At 51.9% G+C, this 21,599-nt stretch carries 19 protein-coding genes; 14 read left to right on the top strand and 5 right to left on the bottom strand.

The window, feature by feature from the left end:
• The first annotated feature begins 67 nt into the window (after positions 1 to 67).
• From P0D43_RS14675 to P0D43_RS14650, 6 genes are all read left to right on the top strand, one after another.
• The gene (locus P0D43_RS14675) at positions 68 to 919 is read left to right on the top strand and encodes a HAMP domain-containing protein (RefSeq protein WP_394672801.1); all 852 of its coding nucleotides are present in this window, start codon (positions 68 to 70) and stop codon (positions 917 to 919) included.
• A 30-nt stretch (positions 920 to 949) separates the two neighbouring features.
• The gene (locus tag P0D43_RS14670) at positions 950 to 1,681 is read left to right on the top strand and encodes a sensor histidine kinase (protein WP_394672800.1); all 732 of its coding nucleotides are present in this window, start codon (positions 950 to 952) and stop codon (positions 1,679 to 1,681) included.
• Complete coding sequence (locus P0D43_RS14665; protein WP_394672799.1) at positions 1,678 to 2,403, top strand: response regulator transcription factor; 726 nt, start codon at positions 1,678 to 1,680, stop codon at positions 2,401 to 2,403. The genes P0D43_RS14670 and P0D43_RS14665 overlap by 4 nt, the downstream gene beginning before the upstream one ends.
• Positions 2,404 to 2,537: 134 nt before the next feature.
• Complete coding sequence (locus tag P0D43_RS14660) at positions 2,538 to 3,101, top strand: phosphoribosyl-AMP cyclohydrolase (RefSeq protein ID WP_394672798.1); 564 nt, start codon at positions 2,538 to 2,540, stop codon at positions 3,099 to 3,101.
• A gap of 63 nt (positions 3,102 to 3,164) precedes the next feature.
• On the top strand, positions 3,165 to 4,082 hold the full coding sequence (locus tag P0D43_RS14655) for a DUF3034 family protein (RefSeq protein WP_394672797.1): 918 nt from the start codon (positions 3,165 to 3,167) through the stop codon (positions 4,080 to 4,082).
• A gap of 11 nt (positions 4,083 to 4,093) precedes the next feature.
• Positions 4,094 to 4,531: a group 1 truncated hemoglobin gene (locus P0D43_RS14650; protein WP_394672796.1), complete on the top strand. Its 438-nt coding sequence runs from the start codon at positions 4,094 to 4,096 to the stop codon at positions 4,529 to 4,531.
• Positions 4,532 to 4,627: 96 nt separating this feature from the next.
• Here the strand turns inward: P0D43_RS14650 and P0D43_RS14645 are convergent, their stop codons facing one another.
• Positions 4,628 to 5,131: an acyl-CoA thioesterase gene (locus P0D43_RS14645; RefSeq protein WP_394672795.1), complete on the bottom strand. Its 504-nt coding sequence runs from the start codon at positions 5,129 to 5,131 to the stop codon at positions 4,628 to 4,630.
• A gap of 499 nt (positions 5,132 to 5,630) precedes the next feature.
• Between P0D43_RS14645 and P0D43_RS14640 the strand changes: the two genes are divergently transcribed.
• The 7 genes from P0D43_RS14640 (at position 5,631) to P0D43_RS14610 (ending at position 14,261) form a co-directional block, all read left to right on the top strand.
• The gene (locus tag P0D43_RS14640) at positions 5,631 to 6,251 is read left to right on the top strand and encodes a carboxymuconolactone decarboxylase family protein (RefSeq protein ID WP_394672794.1); all 621 of its coding nucleotides are present in this window, start codon (positions 5,631 to 5,633) and stop codon (positions 6,249 to 6,251) included.
• 9 nt (positions 6,252 to 6,260) lie between these two features.
• A complete protein-coding gene (locus tag P0D43_RS14635) occupies positions 6,261 to 7,295 on the top strand; it encodes an AraC family transcriptional regulator ligand-binding domain-containing protein (RefSeq protein WP_394672793.1) in 1,035 nt (344 codons plus the stop codon).
• Between the two features lie 100 nt (positions 7,296 to 7,395).
• Positions 7,396 to 8,457 (top strand): fatty acid desaturase, encoded by a 1,062-nt coding sequence (locus P0D43_RS14630; RefSeq protein WP_159572157.1) that lies wholly within the window; start codon positions 7,396 to 7,398, stop codon positions 8,455 to 8,457.
• Positions 8,458 to 8,655: 198 nt separating this feature from the next.
• A complete protein-coding gene (locus P0D43_RS14625; RefSeq protein WP_159572160.1) occupies positions 8,656 to 10,260 on the top strand; it encodes a BCCT family transporter in 1,605 nt (534 codons plus the stop codon).
• A 10-nt stretch (positions 10,261 to 10,270) separates the two neighbouring features.
• Positions 10,271 to 12,130, top strand: coding sequence for a DUF294 nucleotidyltransferase-like domain-containing protein (locus P0D43_RS14620; protein WP_394672792.1), 1,860 nt, complete (start codon positions 10,271 to 10,273; stop codon positions 12,128 to 12,130).
• 5 nt (positions 12,131 to 12,135) lie between these two features.
• The gene (locus P0D43_RS14615; RefSeq protein WP_159572166.1) at positions 12,136 to 12,882 is read left to right on the top strand and encodes a 3'-5' exonuclease; all 747 of its coding nucleotides are present in this window, start codon (positions 12,136 to 12,138) and stop codon (positions 12,880 to 12,882) included.
• 14 nt (positions 12,883 to 12,896) lie between these two features.
• Positions 12,897 to 14,261, top strand: a complete 1,365-nt coding sequence (locus P0D43_RS14610) for a hypothetical protein (protein ID WP_394672791.1) — start codon at positions 12,897 to 12,899, stop codon at positions 14,259 to 14,261.
• Between the two features lie 3 nt (positions 14,262 to 14,264).
• On the opposite strand, the gene P0D43_RS14605 is transcribed toward P0D43_RS14610, so the two are convergent.
• Positions 14,265 to 14,846, bottom strand: a complete 582-nt coding sequence (locus P0D43_RS14605) for a TMEM165/GDT1 family protein (protein WP_394672790.1) — start codon at positions 14,844 to 14,846, stop codon at positions 14,265 to 14,267.
• 170 nt (positions 14,847 to 15,016) lie between these two features.
• Here P0D43_RS14605 and P0D43_RS14600 point away from each other — a divergent pair, with 170 nt between their 5' ends.
• Positions 15,017 to 17,014 (top strand): DUF1302 domain-containing protein, encoded by a 1,998-nt coding sequence (locus P0D43_RS14600; protein WP_394672789.1) that lies wholly within the window; start codon positions 15,017 to 15,019, stop codon positions 17,012 to 17,014.
• Positions 17,015 to 17,026: 12 nt separating this feature from the next.
• On the opposite strand, the gene P0D43_RS14595 is transcribed toward P0D43_RS14600, so the two are convergent.
• The 3 genes from P0D43_RS14595 to P0D43_RS14585 form a co-directional block, all read right to left on the bottom strand.
• Positions 17,027 to 18,145, bottom strand: a complete 1,119-nt coding sequence (locus P0D43_RS14595; RefSeq protein WP_394672788.1) for an enoyl-CoA hydratase/isomerase family protein — start codon at positions 18,143 to 18,145, stop codon at positions 17,027 to 17,029.
• A 111-nt stretch (positions 18,146 to 18,256) separates the two neighbouring features.
• On the bottom strand, positions 18,257 to 20,467 hold the full coding sequence (gene katG, locus P0D43_RS14590) for a catalase/peroxidase HPI (RefSeq protein WP_394672787.1): 2,211 nt from the start codon (positions 20,465 to 20,467) through the stop codon (positions 18,257 to 18,259).
• Positions 20,468 to 20,657: 190 nt separating this feature from the next.
• Positions 20,658 to 21,545 (bottom strand): LysR family transcriptional regulator, encoded by an 888-nt coding sequence (locus P0D43_RS14585; RefSeq protein WP_394672786.1) that lies wholly within the window; start codon positions 21,543 to 21,545, stop codon positions 20,658 to 20,660.
• Positions 21,546 to 21,599: the final 54 nt, after the last annotated feature.

The following is a 21,599-nucleotide window of genomic DNA, read 5'->3' as shown; positions in this document are numbered from 1 at the left end:
AAAATCTGGTGTTTAACGGCTAAATTCCCTAGCATTTGAAATTGATCTGATGCCAAAGGGAAGGGTAATGTTCAAAACAAGAATTCTGCTGGCATTTGTGGCATTGGCGCTGGTGGCGATCGCCCAAGGGGTGATTGGTTACTTTGCTATGATCACGGCCAGTCAGAATGTTCAAAAAGGGCGTGTGGCCAATGAATTACTTGTTGGCTATATGGATCTGCTCTCCAACAAACAATTGCTACGCACCCAGTTGACCAATGAGATGACCGGGCTTGAATTTGATCCGCAGCAAAGCCAGGTTTTCTATTACAACATGATCCGTAGTCTAGACACTCTGGATCGACTTGCTGAGACAGCCAAGGGTTTGAGCAAGGGTGATCAGGAATTGGTTCCAGAGCATATGGAGCGAAGTGAAAGTCTTATTATTTTGCGCAAAGGTGTCAACCAGCTCGGCTCTGTCATGACTGCGTCTGACTGGAAGTTTGACGCTGTTACACCACAGGCTAAACGTCAAAAACTGGATCAAATTTTCGATGTGTCAGATGGTCAGGATTTGCGGGTCGCTCTTATGCAAAGTATCGCAAGGGAGCGGCTTGTCACTGCGCGGGATAGAGCTGCCGCTGATGTGTCACTGAACTTCATGACCAACGTGGTGATAACAGCCTCAATTGGATTGACCTTGTTTTTGGTCTTTCTCGCCTTCTATTTTGTAAAGTCCTTGAGTAAACCGGTTAGCCGTTTGATAAGAGGGGCTGAGGCACTTCAAGCTGGCGACTTGAGTTATCGCGTACCTGCATTCGGTCACGATGAGTTTTCTCAAGTGGCCCGAAGCATGAACGATATGGCCCGGGAAATTGCGCGTTTGCGTGCAAGCGATCAACAGGTGCGTGAGCAACTAGAAGTGCAAGTGATCGAGTGAACTACGGACTTGCAGGAGGCTTTACATCGCTTGGAGAAAATCGAACTTCGTCGCCGTCAAATGTTTGCCGATATTAGCCATGAGCTGAAAACGCCCACCACAGCGATTCGAGGTGAAGCTGAAATTAGCTTGCGGCGCAGTTCTCATGATGCAGCAGGTTATCGAGAAACTCTGGAGCGAATTGTTCAATACACTCAGCAGCTTAATTACATTGTTGACGACATGTTGACCTTGGCCCGTAGTGATATAGATGCACTGGTTCTTGATCGAAAAGCAGTGGACATTTCCGTTTTGTGTCGGGAATCAGTCGCGTTTTTCAAGCCACAAATTGCACAGCGTGGTTATGTGGTTGAGACGGAAATTCTCAGTAATAGCTTGGTGCTTGGTGATGCGCAACGCTTGAAGCAGGTATTCAATATTATTTTGGACAATGCTATCCATTACAGCGGCGCAAATGGAGTGATTCGTATTAGTACCGCATCTATTGAAGATACCGAAAATATGCGTCGCTGCCTGATCACCATTGAGGACAATGGATCAGGTATTCCGGAGCATGAAGTGAAGCGCGTTTTTGAGCGTCATTATCGTGGTGGCATGGCAAAGAAAATTCGACCGGAAGGGAGTGGATTGGGGTTGCCGTTGGCAGCAGCAATAGTGCGGGCTCACCATGGCAGTATTGAACTAAGTAGTGGGCAGAACAAGGGGTGCAGAGTGACGGTGAATTTACCAGCATTTGATTCAATGATTGAGGATGCATTATGAAGGTGTTGATTATTGAAGATGATGCGCGGGTATCCAGTTTTTTGGAACGAGGTTTGAAGGCAGAGGGTTATAGGCCTCAAGTGGCTTATAACGCAAGTACAGGAATTTCGATGAGCAGGGCACTGCAAAAGGAGGTGCGGGAAAATTTTGAGAATGCGGTAGTAATTCTAGATGTGATGTTGCCGGATGGTTCAGGTCTTGATGTTTGTCAAACGCTGCGGGCGGAGGGTTTCGCTTTGCCCATTCTCATGCTGACTGCTCTGAATTCTGTGGAGGATAGGGTGGCTGGTCTTCGAATGGGAGCAGATGATTACTTGGGTAAGCCATTCGCTTTTGATGAAATTCTGGCAAGGCTAGAGGCCTTGGGGAGACGCGTTGGCACCACAGCACCGAAACAGACACGCACAAATCTGATTGTAGGTAATCTTAATCTTGATCTAGAGAAAATGCGTTTGTCCCGTGGTGGGCGTGAAATTCAGCTGACTGCCAAGGAACTGGCGCTCGTTGAGCTGTTGATGAGTGCGCCTGGCCGATTGTTTAGCCGGGAGCGGATTCTGTCCAATGTGTGGGGTGTCAACGAGGATCCTCTTACCAATGTCGTGGATGTGTACATTCGCCGCTTGCGAGCAAAGATTGACTTGGACGACATGGCTCCCCTGATTCATACCCAGCGTGGTTTGGGTTATCGCCTTGAATCGCTGCAGGAAAAAGACTTGCAGTGATATTCATCTGGCGTTCATCTTGGATGCCAGTTTAATTCATCGGGTAACAAAGTTCTGGTTCATTTTGATCTTTCAGAATGGTGTTCATGAAAAGCAATGTTTGTTTTTCGAACCTCAATCTGAAGGAGATCGTGATGAAAAAATCGAATTTTGTACAAGCTACCCTGTTGTCTGCCGGTGTCGTATTGAGTGGTGCTGCATTTGCAAATACCGCAGTGGTCAACAGCAATATCACTGAAGCCGAAGTACTCAAAGCCCAGAAAATATGGGGCGACGCAGTAGTGCAAATTTCCAAAGATTTCGAAGCAGGTGGTCTTAAGAAAGCTAAGACCACAGCTCAGGCTGCGCTGGATGCTGCCTATGCTTATGACATGGGCCCAGTATTGTTCAAGCCCACATTGGCAGCGATCCCACAGAATATCCGCAGTACAGAAGAGGGCGCGTTGTCGTACTTCGTTGGTGGTAACAAAAGCTTCCCCAATGATTCTGGCTTTGCATTGAAAGGCTGGAGAAACGTGGAATCGAAAAACTCTGTGATTCACCTGAGCGGTAACACGGCATTGACCATGGGTAACGTGAGCTTTACCGACAAGAACGGCAAAGTAACCATCGTGGACAAAACATGGGGTTATGTGAAAGACAGTGCTGGCAACGTGAAGATCGTACTCCATCACTCTTCCTTGCCTTACAGCAACTAAGAGGTCATCTGTTGGCCGGTCAATCGATCGGTCATTTTCTTCGTTCTCATGGAAGCATTTGTGATGAACCAACAACAATCAAAATGGATCAAAGCGGCTGCATTGAGCGCCGCAGTTTTTTGCGCTCCCGCATGGGCAAGCACCGGAAAACTGGTGTTGACTGGTGGTGTTAGTACGGTAGAAGGTTCTGGCGGTGGTGGTATTACGCCTTGGGCATTCATCGGCACACAGGCCACAGAGAATGAACTTGGATTTGCAGGAAATTTGACTCAGGTTGAAACGCGTGACTATTCACTAACCACCTACGGTGCAACTGTGGGCTGGAGCGAGCGATTGGAATTTTCTTTGGGTCAGCAGTCGCTTGATACAGGTGTTACAGGGATCACTTTGACCAATGCGGGCCTGGATTTGAAGCAGCAAATTGTCGGTGTGAAAGTTCGCGTGTTTGGTGACGGCGTGCTGGACAGTGACACTTGGTATCCCCAAGTCGCTGTCGGTTTGCAGTACAAGTCGCTTGATTCTGGTGCTCTGGGATCAACTTTGACTGCGCTGGGTGCCGACGACAGTGGTACCGATTTGTACGTGAGTGCGACCAAGCTTTTTTTAAAGCAGGGTGTATTGGTGAACGGCACTTTGCGTGCGACCAAGGCCAATCAGAATGGTTTGCTGGGGTTTGGTTCCAACACCGACGACAGTTATGAGTTGATGCCTGAAATTTCAGTGGCCAAACTGCTGCGCAACAACTTGGCTATTGGTGCGGAATACAGAATGATGCCCAATAATCTGGAGGCGGCTGGTCGCAATGTGGGGCTGAGCGACGGTCTTCGCGCGGACGACTGGATGGATCTGTTTGTGGCTTGGGCTCCCACGAAGAATTTGTCGCTGACCGCAGCGTATGTGGATTTAGGGCGCATCGTTCCTGCCACGACAGACAGTCGTCGACAAACCGGGGTTTATTTGTCCGCTCAACTTGCATTTTGAGGTAGACCATCATGATGAAATCAATTCGATCTTTTGTAGCTGTCTTGGCTATGGCCATGTGTTTGCCGATTGCGGCGCAGGTCGGTCCGGAGAAGTCTTTGTATGACCAGCTTGGTGGCAAGGAAAGTATTCGCAAGGTAATGGATGACTTTGTGGTCAGGCTCAAGGCAGATCCGCGCATTGGCGACCAATTTGCAGCAACCAATGCGGAGCGTTTGGCTTCTCAGTTAACTGATCAGGTGTGCGAAGCTACTGGTGGACCTTGTAAATATGTGGGTCTTGACATGACAGCAGCTCATGCTGGAATGGTGATCACAAAAGCACATTTCAATGCCTTGGTGGAAGTGCTTCAAATCAGCATGAATGCACACAGTGTGCCGTTTGACATTCAGCTTGAAGTATTGAGTATGTTGGCACCAATGCATCGGGATGTGATTACCGTGCGTTAATCATGAACAGGCCTCCGAGTTTTTTAACTCGGGGTCGCCTTGCTGCCCCATTTAAGTTGGATTATCGTTTGTTATTACATTGAAACCAGAAATCGTTCATGCCTCGTTGTTTTCAACGGCCTTGTAGGCTTCAACAAATCGTGACGGCTGCTTTTTCGGCCTTCCGGTTTTCATATCAATGCAAACCCATTGGGTATGGCCAAGCATCACTGTGGCTTGGTCGCTTTCACGCACAAATTGATATTGACGGGTCATGTCGGCTTTGCCTTCGTTGTGGCTGATCCAGGTGGCCACCCAAAGTACATCGCCCGCGAAGGTTGGTCGTTTGTATTCCAGGTGGTGTTGGCGCGCAACGCAGCCGTAGCCCAAATCAACAAAGTCTTGAAAGGTCAGCCCAAGCTGCCGTGAATGCAACGCTGCAATGGCTTGCATCCAAGCCAGGTAAATGGTGTTGTTGGTGTGCTCGAATTCATCAAGATGTTCAGGCTGTACAGTGAGTTTGGCGACAAACTGCGGAGGGCAGTTCCATGCTGTGGGTGGCGTGTCGGCCACTGCAATCGCTTGAAGGTCGCTTTGCTTGAAAATGTTGGAGTTGTTCATGCCTGAAGCGACTTCTCCCGCTCGCTGAGCAAGGCACCGCCTGTGAGTTTTATCACGGATAGGGTATCAAACTTTCCAGTTTCGAGCAGGCACATCACTGCGGTCTTGCCATCCACAATCTACATCTGAATATCCATCAACACAACATCAACGGCGTGTTCTGGTTTGAAAAGCCAATTGAGGGTCTTTTTGACCATCGGGCACGGTGTGTGCAGTGGTACATTATGCTTGCGTACTAGCGGCAATCCACTGTTTTTGCTGTTCGGAAAACGGGGGGTTTTAGTGTTGGCCCATCCGCCGTCATACCCGTGGACTGGCGAGCTGGGAGTGATACTTTCATCGTTCGATTTGTTTAACCATTAATAGGGGGAGCATGCGAGGTTGGTCTGGGAATAAGAGTGTGGATTTGGCCTTATTTGCGTGTTTAACCTGCTGGTGAATTGCAGTCTGTGTATTCGTGGTTGAATAAACGCAATAAAAACAGACAGGAGACAGTTCAATGGGTGAGGCGCAGCACAACAAAATTGGTCATTTGGTTCCCGAGGGCGGCTGGCGCAAAGCCGAGCGCATTCGTGTGGCACCCTTGAAGCCAGAGGAAATGAGTTTGTTCGCACGCATTGCAATTCGTGTGATCAACAAAGTGGGCAAACTCGAGGCCTCCAACCTGTTCATGATGTTGTTGCGCAATTTCAGGTTGTTCAAAGCCTGGTTGGGTTTTGCCGCACGCATGATGCCTTACGGCGAAATTGATCGGCGCGACACGGAACTGGTGATATTGCGTGTGGGCTGGAATTGCCGTTGCCGCTACGAGTGGGGCCAGCATGTTGACATTGGATTGCGCACGGCCTTGTCTGAGGATGATATTGTGCAAGTGCCTTTGGGGGAAACAGCACCCAATTTCGAGCCGCGTATCAAAGCACTGATGAAGGCTTGTGATGAATTTCATCACGACCGCATGGTGGGTGAAAGCACTTGGGCGGAATTGGAACAACACTACAGCACGCGTAAGTTGCTCGAGGTACTGATGCTGATCGGTCACTATGAAATGCTGGCTGGTGTATTGAATTCAACGGGTTTGCCGCTTGATCACAAGCTGGACAAGTTGCTTGAGAAGGTTTGAGTCACACCCATGAACCCATTTAGCCACGCTTCGGTTTCTGCCATTTATCCGCTCTCCATGATTCAGTTCGCGGTGGAGCGGGGGGTGTCTGCGCAGCGAATCCTGAACAACGCAGACCTCACCCTTGAACAATTGCACAAGCCCAGCGCGCGCATTACGCCGATGCAGCAGGCGGTAATCAGTTACAACCTGGTCACCGAACTGGACGACCCTGGCGTGGGTTTGGAATTGGGTTTGCGATCGAACATCACCAAAACCGGTTTGATGGGGTTTGGGCTGATGAGCTGTGCCACGTTCCAGGAGGTTTCCGACCTTGGGGTGCGTTATCTCAAAACCCGTGTGCCGTACTTCACCCTGACCAAATCAATTGAGGGAGACCTGGCGGTTGTGCAGGCTCGCGAGGTGGTGCCGCTGGGACCGCTTCATCAGTTTGGCTTTGATCATTTCATGGCCGAGGTGTATCAAATTTGCCGTGCTTTCGCCAACCCGCAAGGTTCGGCCGAAGCCCATGCACACACTGAAATCTGGTTTGATTCGCCCGAGCAGCCTTACTATGCGAAGTATGCAGACCGCCTGCCACGCCTGCGTTTTGGCATGCCATCGAATCAGTTTCGTTTCAGCGTGGCCCTGCTGGACGTACCAATTCCTACAGCAAATCCGATTAGCGCACAAATGGCATTTGAAGAATGCGAGCGCGAAATGTCCTTGCTGGGCTACACGCAAAGTGTGACTGATCGCGTGTTGGCCCTGCTCACCAGTACTGGCGGGCAGTACCCCAACCTGGAGGCAGCGGCTGAGCGTTTGCACCTGTCGGCTCGTACGCTGAAACGCAGGTTGGCGGAAGAGAACACCACCTTTGGTGATTTACTGAACGAGGTGCGCAAGCGCGACAGTGTGCAGTTGTTGCTCAATGCCGACCGGGCCATCGACGACATTGCGACGCGTGTGGGTTATGCCGACCCCGCCAACTTTCGTCGCGCCTTCAAACGTTGGACAGGATTCTCGCCCAGCGAATACCGCGCTCAGCAACTTGGCCCGAAATGACCGGTACAACGTCCCCAACGGCTATCACGTAGATGGCGTGATGCGACCTAAGATGGCATCCATCAAGAAGCGCATGTTGCGCTCACCTTAGGAGGCTCTTATGAACCCAACACAAATGACCGACGCCCAGCGCATTGCGCGCGTCAAAGAAGTTGTACTTCAGGCCAGTGACGACGTCCGCCGCAAGTACCCAATTTTGAAACACCAGGATGCCATTGGCGCAACCATCATGGTTGTGTCCCTGCTGGGCATGATCGGTTCTGGCCTGCTGTATGTAGAAGGCATCATCCCTTGGTGGCTGTGTGTGCCCGTCACTGCAATTTTTGCATCGTTTATTCACGAGCTGGAACACGATCTGATCCACTCCATGTACTTTCGCCAAAAGCCTTGGGTCAATAACCTGATGTTGGCCGTGGGCTGGCTGGCCCGTGCGAGCACGATCAGCCCTTTTGTTCGCCGCAAGCTGCACATGCACCACCACAAGTTTTCCGGCACAGAATCGGATCTTGAAGAGCGTGGCATCACCAACGGCGAGAAGTGGGGCATTCGCCGCTTCTTCATGACAGGCGACAACCTGCTGGCCGTGTACCTGCGCCCATTCACCATGATCAAGGCGGTGCGTGCCTACATTCATGCCCAAAAACCAGAAACACCCGCCGCACAAAAAGCCATGGCCCGTGAGCAGATGTTTGGCTATTCCCCGCTGGGCCTTATTTACTACACGCTGTTCCACGCTTGGGTGGTTACACATGCGGTGTTGCTGGGTTCAGCCGCCATTGGCATGCCTGTTGCCCTGCCCGTTGAGTATCAACCCGTGCTGGATGGCCTGAATGTGTTTGCGGTGGTGTACATGTTGCCCTCGTTTTTACGAACCTTCTGCCTGCACTTCATCAGCTCGAACATGCACTACTACGGCGATGTGGAATCCAGAAACCCCTTGCAACAAACCCAGGTGTTGAATGTGTGGTGGCTGCTGCCCTTCCAGTTGTTCTGCTTCAACTTTGGTAGCACACACGCCATTCACCACTTTGTTGTCAAGGAAACCTTCTACATCCGCCAACTGACTGCAAAGCGGGCCCATGAAGTGATGCGTGAAATGGGTGTGCGTTTCAATGACATCGGCACCTTTCGCCGCGCCAACAGGTATTCACTGGCCGTGTGATTGTTGGCTGTTCAATCGAAAAAACCCGCATCACCGATGCGGGTTTTTTTTTATTCCATTTGTACGCGGTGCAGCAACCAATAGTCAGCGTTGTGCGTTTTATTAAAATCATTCGCTTTATGAAGTAAATGTGGTGTTGTTAAACCATCAATCTCTGTTAAGGTAAAAACCAAATCCAAGAATCACAGAGGAAGTTTGATGAGCGACAGCAAAGATCTGATGGTGCCGGATGGTGCTGTTAATCCGATTGATACGGATTACAAGGTGGGCCAAGACAACATCGTCATGAAAGTAGGCCCATTCGGCCTGGACATTCACAACCGTGTTTTTGCAATCTCCGGCCTTGCCGTGGTGGCCTTTGTTATCCTGACCCTGGCGTTTCAAAATGATGTGGCGCCGTTGTTTACTTCAATGCGCGATTGGCTCACTTCAAATCTCGACTGGTTCTTCTTGAGCGCGGCAAATGTATTCATTATTGTTTGCCTTGCAATTGCGGTTTCCCCCCTGGGAAAAGTCAGGTTGGGCGGCACCGAGGCCAAGCCCGACTACACTTATCTAGGCTGGTTTTCCATGCTGTTTGCCGCAGGCATGGGCATTGGCTTGATGTTTTATGGCGTGTCCGAGCCCTTGTCGCATTACACAAGTTCCGTGGGCGGCACCGACTGGGCACCTTTGGGTGGCGCGGAAGGTGACCCTGCTGCGGCCACTCGCTTGGGCATGGCGGCCACCATTTTTCATTGGGGTTTGCACCCCTGGGGCATCTACGCAATCATCGCTTTGGGTTTGGCAGTCTTTTCATTTAATAAAGGATTGCCGCTCACCATTCGCTCAATTTTTTACCCTTTGCTGGGCGAGCGTGTGTGGGGTTGGCCCGGCCACATCATCGACATTCTGGCGATTCTTGCCACTTTGTTCGGTTTGGCCACATCGCTCGGGTTCGGGGCGTCGCAAGCTGCAGCCGGCCTTAACTTCCTGTTCGACTTTCCCGCCAATGACACCAGCAAGGTTTTACTGATCATCGGTATCACCGCGATCGCATTGCTTTCCGTGGTGGCTGGGCTGGACGCGGGGGTCAAGCGTTTGTCCGAGATCAACATGGTGCTGGCCGTCACGCTGCTGTTGTTCGTCATCATAGTGGGCCCAACGGTGCTGATCTTGACAGGTGTGTTGGACAACCTGCTTGCCTACATTCAATACCTGCCCGCGCTATCTAATCCGGTGGGCCGGGAAGATGCCAATTTCACGCAGGGCTGGACCGCCTTTTACTGGGCCTGGTGGATCTCCTGGTCACCTTTTGTGGGCATGTTCATTGCGCGGGTTTCCCGGGGCCGCTCAGTGCGTGAATTCATCGTGTCAGTGTTGCTGGTTCCATCGCTGGCCTGTGTGCTCTGGATGTCGGTGTTTGGTGGCGTGGCCATTGAGCAAGTGGTCAATCAGGGTTACCAGGCGGCCGCCGAAGCGGAATTGCCTTTGCAGTTGTTCATGATGCTTGAAGCCTTGCCCTTGGCGCAAATTACCTCATTCGTGGCCATTGTGTTGGTGATTGTGTTTTTTGTGACCTCGTCTGATTCAGGTTCGTTGGTGATTGACGTAATTTCAGCAGGCGGCAAGGTTGATGCGCCGACCCCTCAGCGCGTATTCTGGTGTGTATTCGAAGGCTTGGTGGCCATCGCGCTGATTCTCGGGGGTGGTTTGGCCGCATTGCAAGCCATGTCGGTGTCCACCGGGTTCCCGTTCACCATTGTGTTGCTGGTTGCCACTGTGGCGGTGATCAAAGGCTTGGCCAGCGAGCCGCGAGCCTAATGGATTGTCCATGAACGTTGAGCAACAGGAAATCACAGAGTTTTTTCAGAAGCATGCGCCCTTGAACACATTGAGCGAGGCGCAGCTTCAACTTGTGCTTTCCAACCTCGAAATCAGTTATTTCAAGGCCGGTTCTCCAATCCTGAATTTTGATAAACCCTCGAATTACTGGTTTGTGATTCGCAGTGGTGCAGTGGAGGTATTCAGGCGGAACGGTCAGCTGTACAACAGACTTTGCGAAGGGGGGTACTTTGGCGAGTTCGGTTTGTTGCGCGGAAAAAAAGTACGTTTCCCGGCCAAAGCCCTGGAGGACACCCTGTGCTACATGATTCCCGCGCCGGTGTTCACGAGCCTGTTTGAGCAATGTGAGGCGTTCGCCGATTACGTTGAGATCGAAGACCACACCCGCTTGCGGCAAGCTGTATCGCGCAGTCATCAAAACAATGTGTTGTTCACCTCGAATATTGATCAATTGATCAGCTCAGCGCCCCTGTGTTTGCCTGGTCATACGCCCTTGCAAGAGGCGGCACGCCACATGGTGCAAACGAACCAGACTGCCCTGATTGTGCAGGATGAAGCCAGGGCATTGATCGGCATTGTGAGTGATCAGGATTTCCGGGATCGCGTGGTTGCCAAAGGTCTGCCCTACAGCACGCCACTGCGGGACATCATGACCGAAACCCCCAAAACGGTGAAACACAATCAATTGGTGTTCGAGGCGATGATGCTGATGCTGCGCCACAATACACAGCATTTGCCTGTGATGAAAAATGGCGAAGTAATTGGCGTTGTGTCGCAATCTGATTTGGTGAAGTACCAGTCGCGAAACAGTTTGTTTTTGGTGAACAGCATTTTCAATGCAGGGTCAGTGGAAGAGTTGGCGGCCCTGAAGAAAGATGTTCAAGACGCTTTTGTTCGCATGGTGCAAGAGGATGCCAATTCGCGCATGGTGGGTAGCGCGATGGCGGCAATCGGCCGAAGCTTCAAACAAAAACTGCTCGAGTTGGCTGTTCAGCAATTTGGGCAACCCCCGGTACCTTGCTGTTTTCTGGCCTTGGGTTCAATGGCCCGTGAAGAACAGTTGATTGTGACTGATCAGGACAATGCACTGGTGCTGGCCGATACCTATAGCCCGGATTTACATGGTGAGTACTTTGAGAAGCTCGCAAATTTTGTATGCGATGGTTTGGATGCCTGTGGCTACGACTATTGCACCGGGAAAATCATGGCGAGCAATCCACAATGGCGAATGCCTTTGGCTGCATGGAAGCAGACTTTCACCGAGTGGATAGAAAACCCCAGCCCGGAGGGCTTGCTCAACAGCAATGTGTTTTTTGATCTGGATGGCGTGTGGGGCGAAACCGCATTTGCGAATCAACTGAATCAACTGATTCGCAGCAAAGGCAGTTCATCGTATCGTTTTTTATCGTCAATGGTTCGCAACGCCTTGCTGCGCACTCCACCACTTGGATTTTTCAAAGACTTCGTCATGGAAACCGATGGCAGTCAAACAAAAACCATCAACATGAAGCGCCGCGGTACAGCGCCCTTGGCCGATTTGATCCGGGTGCATGCATTGTCTGTGGGCAGTACTTCGCGCAATTCTTTCTCCCGGCTCACAGACATTGAAAAGGCAGGTATTTTGGTCAAAGGTCAGGTGGCAAATATTCGGGATTCCATGGAGTTGATTGCCATGGTTCGAATTCGCCACCAGGCACTTAGCGTGGAAGCGGGCAAGCAGCCTGACAACAATGTTGATCCCCGGCAATTGTCTGATTTTGAGCGCAAGAATTTGAAAGACGCATTCCAGATTCTCAGTGATGCCCAAAATTTCCTGAAGTTTCGTTATCAATCCAGCCGTGGTCAATAGCAACCATGATGCCCTTGCCCAAGTTGACCACCTATCTCAAACCTGGCGCGCAGCAGTCTTGGCGCATGCCATTTGAAAAGGCTGCGAGTCTGGCCCAGCACCCCGCCTTGAAAGCGTTTTACTCAGGCTTGAAACTGGATGAAGATTTGCCTTTGAACGGCACCCCCATGTTGGCACTCGACTTTGAAACAACAGGCCTGAATCCTGAGTACGACGACATCATCAGCATTGGTGCAATACCCATGGATTCAAAACGAATTCTGTTGGGGCAAAGCCGCTATTGGGTGTTAAAACCCGCCGCAAAGTTGCGTGCAGACACCATACCGATTCACGGGATCACGCACTCGGATATTGAGCAGGCCCCCGATTTGATCGATGTATTTCCAGACCTGCTGGAAATGATGACAAATCGCGTGGTGGTTGCGCACTGTGCGGGCATTGAATCGCAGTTTTTGTCGACTGCCTTGCAGTACCGCATTGGGGAAGGAATTTCGTTTCCGGCGTTCGACACCATGGGCATTGAACGGCATTTTTCAAACAATCAGCACTTGGGCCTTTTTGCTCGCATGTTCAGAAAAAACCAGGCGGGTTCCTTACGCCTTGCCGATGTACGCAGCCAATACAAACTGCCTTTTTACAGACCACACAACGCCTTGCTGGATGCGTTAGCCTGCGCAGAATTGCTACAGGCACAGATTCAATACCATGGCCTTGACGCACGCCCGGTCAGCCAGATTTTGCCATTGAGATAAGGAGAACAACACCAATGACCACCCGTTTAAAGCCCATACGCTGTGCAGCTGCACTGATGTGTTTGTCCCTGAGTTTGCCTGTGATGGCCCAGGAAAGTGCCGCCGAGTTGAAAGAGCGGATCCGAGTGCTTGAGGCACAGCTTGAAGAAAGCAAACGTGCCTTGGCCAAGGCTGAGCAACAAAGCAAGGTGACAGAAACGGCCTCGACTGAGCCCGACACCGACATGGCTTTTGACCTTGCAGGTGGCCGACTGAAAGTGGGCGGTGCGGTGCGTGTGAACTACACCGCAGGCACCTACCCGAAAGACACCGGAGGCGGGGAAAGCAGCCGTGCCTTCCCCGATGGGGGCAATGTCGGATTGGACACCGCACGTATTAATCTGGATTACGAGAACGGCAACGTGCTGGGCAAGTTTGAATACCGGTTTTACGATGGGTATGGTGGATTTGGAACGGGCTACCACATGTTGCACACCGCCTGGTTGGGCTACAACTACGCCAATGGCAGCCAGGTGCAAGTGGGTGTGAACAGGGTACCGTTTGGCCCTGGCCCCTACGGTGTTTCGCAAAGTTTTTTCTTTGACCAACACTACTACGTGGGCTTGTCCGATGACATGGATTTGGGCGTGAAATATTCATGGACCACAGGTGACTGGAAATGGGATGCAGGGTATTACCTGCAGGATGAAGGTTCTTACAAAGGTGGATCCAAAAAAGCAGACCGCTATTCCTACGATGTCATTACCGATGGCGCAGGCAATGGTTACGCCGAAGAAAACCAGTTGAACTTGAGGGGGATCTACTCCACCAAGCTGGCTGGTATTGATTCCGATTTGGGTTTCTCGACCCAGTACGGTCAGCTTCGCGGCGAGGGTGTCAACGCTTTGGGCAATCCAACGCAAGACGGCGACATGTCGGCCTATTCACCGCACATGGTGAACAAGTGGAACAACTTCACGCTGGCCACACAGGGTACTTATTACGACTACGATGTGCAGCAGGCCGGTGTGCCCAATCAGGGCGAAATTTTAATGGGCGCATTTGCGTTCCCGACCGCTGTGGCCCAGAAGGCCTTTATTCCTGCAGTGTCGCTAAGTTACTACCTGGAAACTCCCTCGATTGGCTGGTTGAACTATTTGATTCCGTTTGCGGAATACAGCTCGATCATGAAAGACGAAAACGGATTCAATGACAGCGAGCTCTACACCATTGGTGCGGCTTTTGGCACTGCCGGGGGGTGGTACACCTATGCAGAATACGCCACCAGCAATGGCAACGATTTCATTGGTGGTGACGGCGGTTTCAACAGCCGGTTTGGTGCCAACCCAGACCAGAAACGAAACCACCGGTTCAACATCAATTTTGGATATTACTTTTAATCGCTACAGGCCAAGGTTTGCTCCAACACCCAGCAGCGTTGCCACACCCAGTGCAGCAAACATGGCCGCCGCAATTCGGTGAACCAGTTTCATTGGAATTTTTTCAGCCAATTTGTCGCCTGCAAATACCGCGGGCACGTCGGCAATCAACATGCCCAAGGTGGTGCCAGCCACCACCATGAGCACATCGGCGTAGTGAGCCGACATGGCCACGGTGGCAATTTGCGTTTTATCGCCCATCTCGGCGAGGAAAAAGGTAATGAAAGTGGCTCCAAACACCCCCAGCTTGCTTGCAAGCTGGGCTTCTTCATCTTCAATTTTGTCAGGGATCAGAGTCCACACCGCCATGGCGATAAAGGACGCACCCAGTACCCAACGAAGAACCGATGGATCCACATTGGCTGTGATCCAGCTGCCAACAGCACCTGCCAGGCCATGGTTAATGAGTGTGGCCAAAGTAATGCCCACAATGATGGGAATGGGTTTTTTAAAGCGGGTAGCTAGCAAGAATGCGAGAAGTTGGGTTTTGTCCCCAATTTCAGCAAGTGCAATCACACCGGTTGAAACGAGAAGTGCCGATGACATTTAAAAATTCCTGAAGTCAATTCATACAAAGTGTTGGATTAATGTGTTGCGCCGGTAACATCTCACAAATTGCTTAGTAATATACTGAGCAAATATGTCGTAAGTAAAAAATCAAGGCACGTACCAAGATTGATTACGAACATACCTAAAATTGTGGGAGACAAATTCCAATGAAACCATCGTGGCTCAAACTCGGGCAAGGCGTGTCTGCGCAAGGCCTGCTGCCTTTGGCGTTGACATTTTACAGCGCAAGCGGATTCGGTGCAGGAACTTTTAATGGGCCTGTCGGTATTGAAGGGCGATGGGCCATGGAGGTCAGCGTGGGGGCCTCCATGCGCACCAAGGATGCCGACAAATCCCTGGTGTTCATTGGCAATGGGGGCGAGGCTTCAAGTGGCACCGTCGATGATGGCAATTTGAATTATGCCAAGGGCGATGTGTTCAATTCGGTTGCCAAAGCAGTGGGCGAACTCGAATTGAAGAAAGACAACTATGGTGTTTTTGTTCGCGCCAAAGCGTTTTCAGACTTCCACAACCGCAGCAATCGAGTGCCTCACGGCTCTTCAAACAATGGTTTTCGCTCCAACGAACCGCTCAATGACAATGGCTTCGAGAAGGGCACCAAGTTCGAGGATGCCCAATTTCTTGACAGCTATGTGTTTGCAGACTTTGAACCCTTAGGCAAGCCATTGACCATGAAAGTGGGCAATCAGGTCGTGACTTGGGGCGAGGCCTTGTTCGTGTTGGGTGGCGTGAATCAGTATTCAAATTTCGATTCTGCTGCGCTGCGCCGGCCAGGGGCACAATTGAAGGAAGTATTTCTGCCTATCCCTCAAATTTATGGAAACCTTCAGGCGACTCCCGATTTGTCGCTGGAGGGTTTTGTTCAGCTGAATCATGAAAAAGTGGTCGTGGATGGTTGTGGCACATTCTTTTCACAGGCAGACCTTTTGAATTGTAATTTTCAGGGCGCACCCGTTAATCCGGGGGTCTTGAGTCTAGGGCCTGCCACGGTTGATTTCACGGGTTACAACGATCAACAAACGTTTTCGGGCGGTGGTGTTGTGAACGTGTCTGGCGTGCCAGTGAACACCGCTTTGCTAAGTGGCCTGTCTTCCTTGCCCGGCTTGGGTACGCTGGCCAATTTGACCGGATTGCCCTTGGATCTTGCGCGTTTGAATTTTCGAATGGCGCAACTGGCGGACGGTCGACCCAAAGATTCTGGGCAAATGGGTTTGGCGGCGCGGTACTACGCCGGGGAAATCGGCACCGAGTTTGGCGCTTATCTGGTGAATTATCACCAACGAATTCCTTCGTTGAGCCTAGTGAAAACCCCGTCCGGGTTTGACAATTCAATATTCAATGGTTTGGCTGTGGCCGGGCAAAGTGTCGTGAATCCGCTGTCGTACTTTTTTGATTACAGTCAGGAAAATATTCAGGTTGCCGGTTTTTCCGCAGCAACAGAACTGTTCGGATACTCGGTTTTTGGCGAGCTTAGTTACACCAAAGATTATCCGGTCAGTTACAACACGGTTGATTTGATCAAGGGTTCTGCCACTGGGGATGGTCCACTGGCTCGATACGGCGATGCTTCCCAGTTTCCAATGGGCTCCGTGCTGCAGGGTTACAAACCGTTGGATAAAATTCAAGCCCAGGTGTCCACAATTGCATTGTTTCCGCGTCGCTTGGGTGCAAGCCAACTGGCTGTGGTTGGCGAGCTTGGTGCTCAAATGTGGCGCGGAATCGGCGACCCCTTCACTGGGGATCGCTTCGGGCGCTCACCCGCATTTGGAGCGGGTTCGCATATCAGTTACAACGGTGGCAATTGCGATGCAGGCGTCAATCCCAATGCGCGCAACTGCGTGGTGGACGGTTACGCCACCGAGACCGCGTTCGGCTACCGCATTTTGGCAGCGCTGACCTATCCGGATGCTTTATTCGGGATTAATCTGGCCCCGCGTGTATTTTTCTCGCATGATTTCAAAGGCTATTCGGCCGATGGCGTATTTCTTGAAGACCGCATGAATTTGGGTCTGGGCCTTCGCGCTGAAATACAATCTGCCAAATATTTTGCGGAAATGAATTACAGCATGTTCAACGATCAAGCCTATTTTGATCCGTTTAAAGATCGGGATTTCCTGTCGCTTGTGGTGGGTGCTAATTTGTAGGGCAGGCGCGGGTTAAGCCTTGCCTAGATCAGCCAACGGATGTGAGTCTTTAAACCGGGGTGTAAGAATATCGGCGATCAGTTCAGCTTCAACTTCGCGTAGGTGAGCTGGTGTCCATCTCGGTAACTTGTCTTTGTCGACCAGCAGCGCACGCACACCCTCCGGGAAATCCGGGTGTGCGCAGCAACCCACTGAAGCTTGATATTCCAGCCTGAGCACATCAGCCAAATCGGCATTGGCATGCCGTTTCATCAGTTCATACGACAACGCTGCCGAGGTGGGTGAGCCGTGTGCATAAGCTTGTGCGGCCTTGGCCAGCCAGGGCTCGCTGTGTTGCAAAAGTTCACGTAACGCCAGATCGATGTCGATCAGTGCATCGCGATTCATTACTTCATCAATTGCTTTCGCATGCGTGTGTAACAAGGGTTTGGGTGCCTCGGTCTCGAACCCTTTGAGCAATGTGGACAACAGCTCGCGGTCTGCTTTCAATTCACCGAACCAGTTCGTGTTTTCAATGACCTGCAACACTTCTGAAAACTGCGCATGTTCAACAACCGCGTCAGCCCAGTTGCCCAGCATGGCGTCGCCGGCGTTGATCATGGCGCCAGTCAATGCTAGAAACAAACCGGTGTGTTTTGGCATGCGGTGCAAAAACCAGGTGCCCGCGACATCCGGGTACAAACCAATGTGAATTTCCGGCATAGCGATTCGCGCATTGGGGCTGACCACGCGGTGCGAAGCACCCACCATCAAGCCCACACCGCCACCCATTACAATGCCATGCGCCCAGCACAGAATCGGTTTCGGGTAGGTGTGAATGCGGTAATCCAAACGGTATTCACGCTCGAAAAACGCCTCGGCCTCGGGGGGTACTTGCCCGGCGCCTACACGTTTGCTGGCATGGTGCAAACTGACCACATCGCCGCCTGCACAAAATGCCTTGTCGCCCGCTGCGCTCAACACCACGCCAGCAATGGAATCATCTTCAGCCCAGGCTTTCAGCTGCGGATCGAGCAGATCGATCATGGGCAGTGTCAGCGCATTCAAGGCGGAAGGGTTGTTCAATAGGGCATGCCCGAATAGGTGACCGCTGGCAGTTGTGATGGTGCTGAAAATAACGGGTGCTGACATGCTGTGAATGTGCTTTTAGAATTTAACCGGACTGCAAAAGATACACCAATCAAAAAAGCCCGGTGCTTTCACACCGGGCTTTCTCGCTTGCAAAGCAAGTTTTAAAACAAATTAATGGTGCAAATCAAAACGATCGGCATTCATCACCTTGTTCCATGCGGCCACGAAGTCGCTCACGAACTTCTTCTCGGCGTCGGCACCTGCATACACTTCACACAGGGCACGCAGTTGCGAGTTGGAACCGAAGCACATGTCGGCCAGTGTACCTGTCCACTTCACTTCACCCGTTTTGCGATCACGGCATTCCAGTACGCCATCGGCGCTGGTTGACTTGCTCCACTTGGTGCTCATGTCGAGCAGGTTGGTGAAGAAGTCGGTGGTCAGTGTTTCTGGGCGCTTGGTGAATACACCATGCTTGATGCCACCCACGTTGGCATTCAAGGCACGCAGGCCACCTACCAACACAGTCATTTCAGGTGCAGTCAGGCCCAACAGGTTGGCCTTGTCGATCAAACGCTCTGCTGCGGTTCCTTCCAGACCCTTGCGGGCATAGTTGCGGAAGCCGTCTGCTGTGGGTTCAAGTACTTCAAACGAATCCACATCGGTTTGGTCTTGCGTTGCATCGGTGCGACCCAAGGCAACAGGCACTTTGATGTCATGACCAGCTTTCTTGGCTGCGGCTTCAACACCAGCAGCACCAGCTATAACGATCAGATCAGCAAGTGAAACTTTCTTGCCGTCTTTTGCAGAATCGTTGAATTCGGCTTTCACTGCTTCAAGCTGCTCCAACACCTTGCCCAATTCAGCAGGGTTGTTGGCTTCCCAGTTTTTGTGAGGAGCCAAGCGAATACGTGCACCGTTGGCGCCGCCACGCTTGTCGCTGTTGCGGTAAGTCGATGCAGAAGCCCAAGCCGTGCGCACCAATTCTGCAATGCTCAAGCCGCGGCCCAACACCTTGGCTTTCAGTGCGGCAACATCCGCATCATCGGCCAGTTTGTGGTCCACTGCTGGCACTGGATCTTGCCAGATCAAATCTTCTTTCGGTACCAATGGGCCGATGTAACGGCTCTTTGGACCCATGTCGCGGTGTGTCAGTTTGAACCATGCGCGTGCATAGGCATCGGCAAACTCGTCCGGGTTGTTCAGGAAGTGGCGAGACACTTTCTCGTAATCAGGATCCATGCGCAGCGCCAGGTCGGCGGTGGTCATCATGGGGGCATGGCTCTTGTTGGGGTCGTGTGCGTCGACCACTGTGCCTGCACCTGCGCCACCCTTGGGCTTCCACTGGTGTGCGCCGGCTGGGCTCTTGGTCAGCTCCCAGTCGTAGTTGAACAGGGTTTCCAGGTAGCCCATGTCCCACTTGGTGGGGTTGGGTTTCCAGGCGCCTTCAATGCCGCTGGTGGTAGCGTCACCGGCTTTGCCTGTGCCGTGCTTGTTGATCCAGCCCAAACCTTGCTCTTCAATTGGTGCGCCCTCGGGGGCAGGGCCAACCAGTGATGGATCGCCCGCGCCGTGCGCCTTGCCGAAGGTGTGGCCACCGGCTACCAGTGCAACGGTTTCATAGTCGTTCATCGCCATGCGGGCAAATGTGGTGCGAATGTCGTGTGCAGAAAGTTTGGGATCGGGGTTACCGTCCGGACCTTCCGGGTTCACGTAGATCAAGCCCATCTGTACGGCAGCCAATGGGTTTTCCAGGTCGCGCTTGCCGCTGTAACGGCTGTTGGCTTTGTCGCTTGTGGCGAGCCATTCCGCTTCAGGGCCCCAGTACACTTCCTCTGGCTCGTAAACGTCTTTGCGGCCGAATGCAAAACCAAAGGTTTTGAAACCCATGGTGTCCATACAGTAAGTACCTGCCAGGGTGATCAGGTCAGCCCATGACAATTGCTTGCCGTACTTTTGCTTGATGGGCCACAGCAGGCGTCGGGCCTTGTCCAGGTTACCGTTGTCGGGCCAGCTATTCAGGGGTGCAAAACGCTGCATGCCGGTGCCAGCACCGCCACGGCCATCGGCGATACGGTATGTACCTGCGGCATGCCATGTCATGCGAACGAAAAATGGACCATAGTGGCCGTAGTCGGCGGGCCACCAGTCTTGGGAATTGGTGTACAGCGCTTCAAGGTCTTTCAGAAGGGCAGGTACGTCGAGCTTTTTGACTTCTTCAACATAGTCAAAATCTTCACCCATCGGGTTGGTCAATGGGGAGTTTTGATTCAACAATTTGATGTTCAGTGCGTTGGGCCACCAGCTTGCGTTAGTGGGTGTGCCGGCAATCGCTGTTTTAGGACCGTCGCCCGTGAAAGGGCATTTTGCATCGTTTGACATACATCTCTCCTTGTGTTGCCGTTAATCATTAACTGCTCAATTGAGTGTAGGTGGCTAAATCCTATCAATCAAGTTGTTTTTATAAATTTGCTCTATAGGCAGTGACAATGGATATTGTTGACCGCCTGCATGTCTTCCATATTAATCCTGAAAAAAAAGTTGGTCACTCCTCGTCAAAAGAGTCATATTTTTAAGAAAGGAAGTCAATCAAAGCGCGAACCGCGGGCAGCATGCCGCGCCTAGAGGGAAACACCACATGAATAACCTCCCGCCGGGGTGACCAACCGGGCAGTAACTTCACCAACTCGCCCGCGGTCACTTGCTTGGGCACCATCAGGTTGGGCAGTTGAACTACGCCCACGCCAGCCATGGCACTGGCGCGCAAAGCAACCATGTCGGTGGTCACAAGCCGGGGTGAGTGGGGCACCACCACGCGTTCGCCACTGTCGTGAGTCAAGCACCATTCAAAACTGGCCTGCACCTGACCTTGGGTTTGACCCAGGCCAAGGCTTGGCCACTTATTCAAGTCGTTGGGGTGTTTGGGTATGCCCATTTTGCTGATCAGGCAAGGCGAGGCCACCAAACACAATCCACGGTCTGACAACACCTTGAGTACCAAGTCGCTGCTGTCCAGGGGCAAGGGGCGAACACGAATGGCAAGGTCAATGCCCTCGGCCACCACATCCACCCGCCTGTTGCTGGCTTCCATGTGCAGGGTTACCTGTGGGTGTTTCAATAGAAACTCGGCCAGCATGTCGCCAATGTGAGCATGCAATAAGGCAATGGGGCAGGTCACGCGAATCAGGCCCCTGGGTTCGGCGTGGCTGTGCTCAATCAATTCCTGGGCGCTTTCTGCCTCGATCAACATGGCTTTACAGTGTTGGTAGTAAGTTTTGCCAATTTCGGTGATGTGCAGTTTGCGTGTGGAGCGATAAAGCAGCTGGGTGTTCAGGCGCTTTTCGAGTTCGGCAATTCGGCGACTTATTTTGGATTTGGGCACGCCCAATGCACGCGCCGCAGCTGAAAAACCTTGATGCTCAACCACTTTGGCGAAGTAATACAGGTCATTTAAGTCCACTGGGCTCCCCTTAATCGTTCTATTGGTGGAACGATTTGTTGAAAATTGGACTAC

The sequence above is a fragment of the Limnobacter sp. genome, assembly GCF_043511195.1.
Taxonomy (GTDB): domain Bacteria; phylum Pseudomonadota; class Gammaproteobacteria; order Burkholderiales; family Burkholderiaceae_B; genus Limnobacter.
The sequence above is the reverse complement of the archived record's forward strand: the minus strand, read 5'-3'. Positions and strand labels throughout refer to the sequence as shown.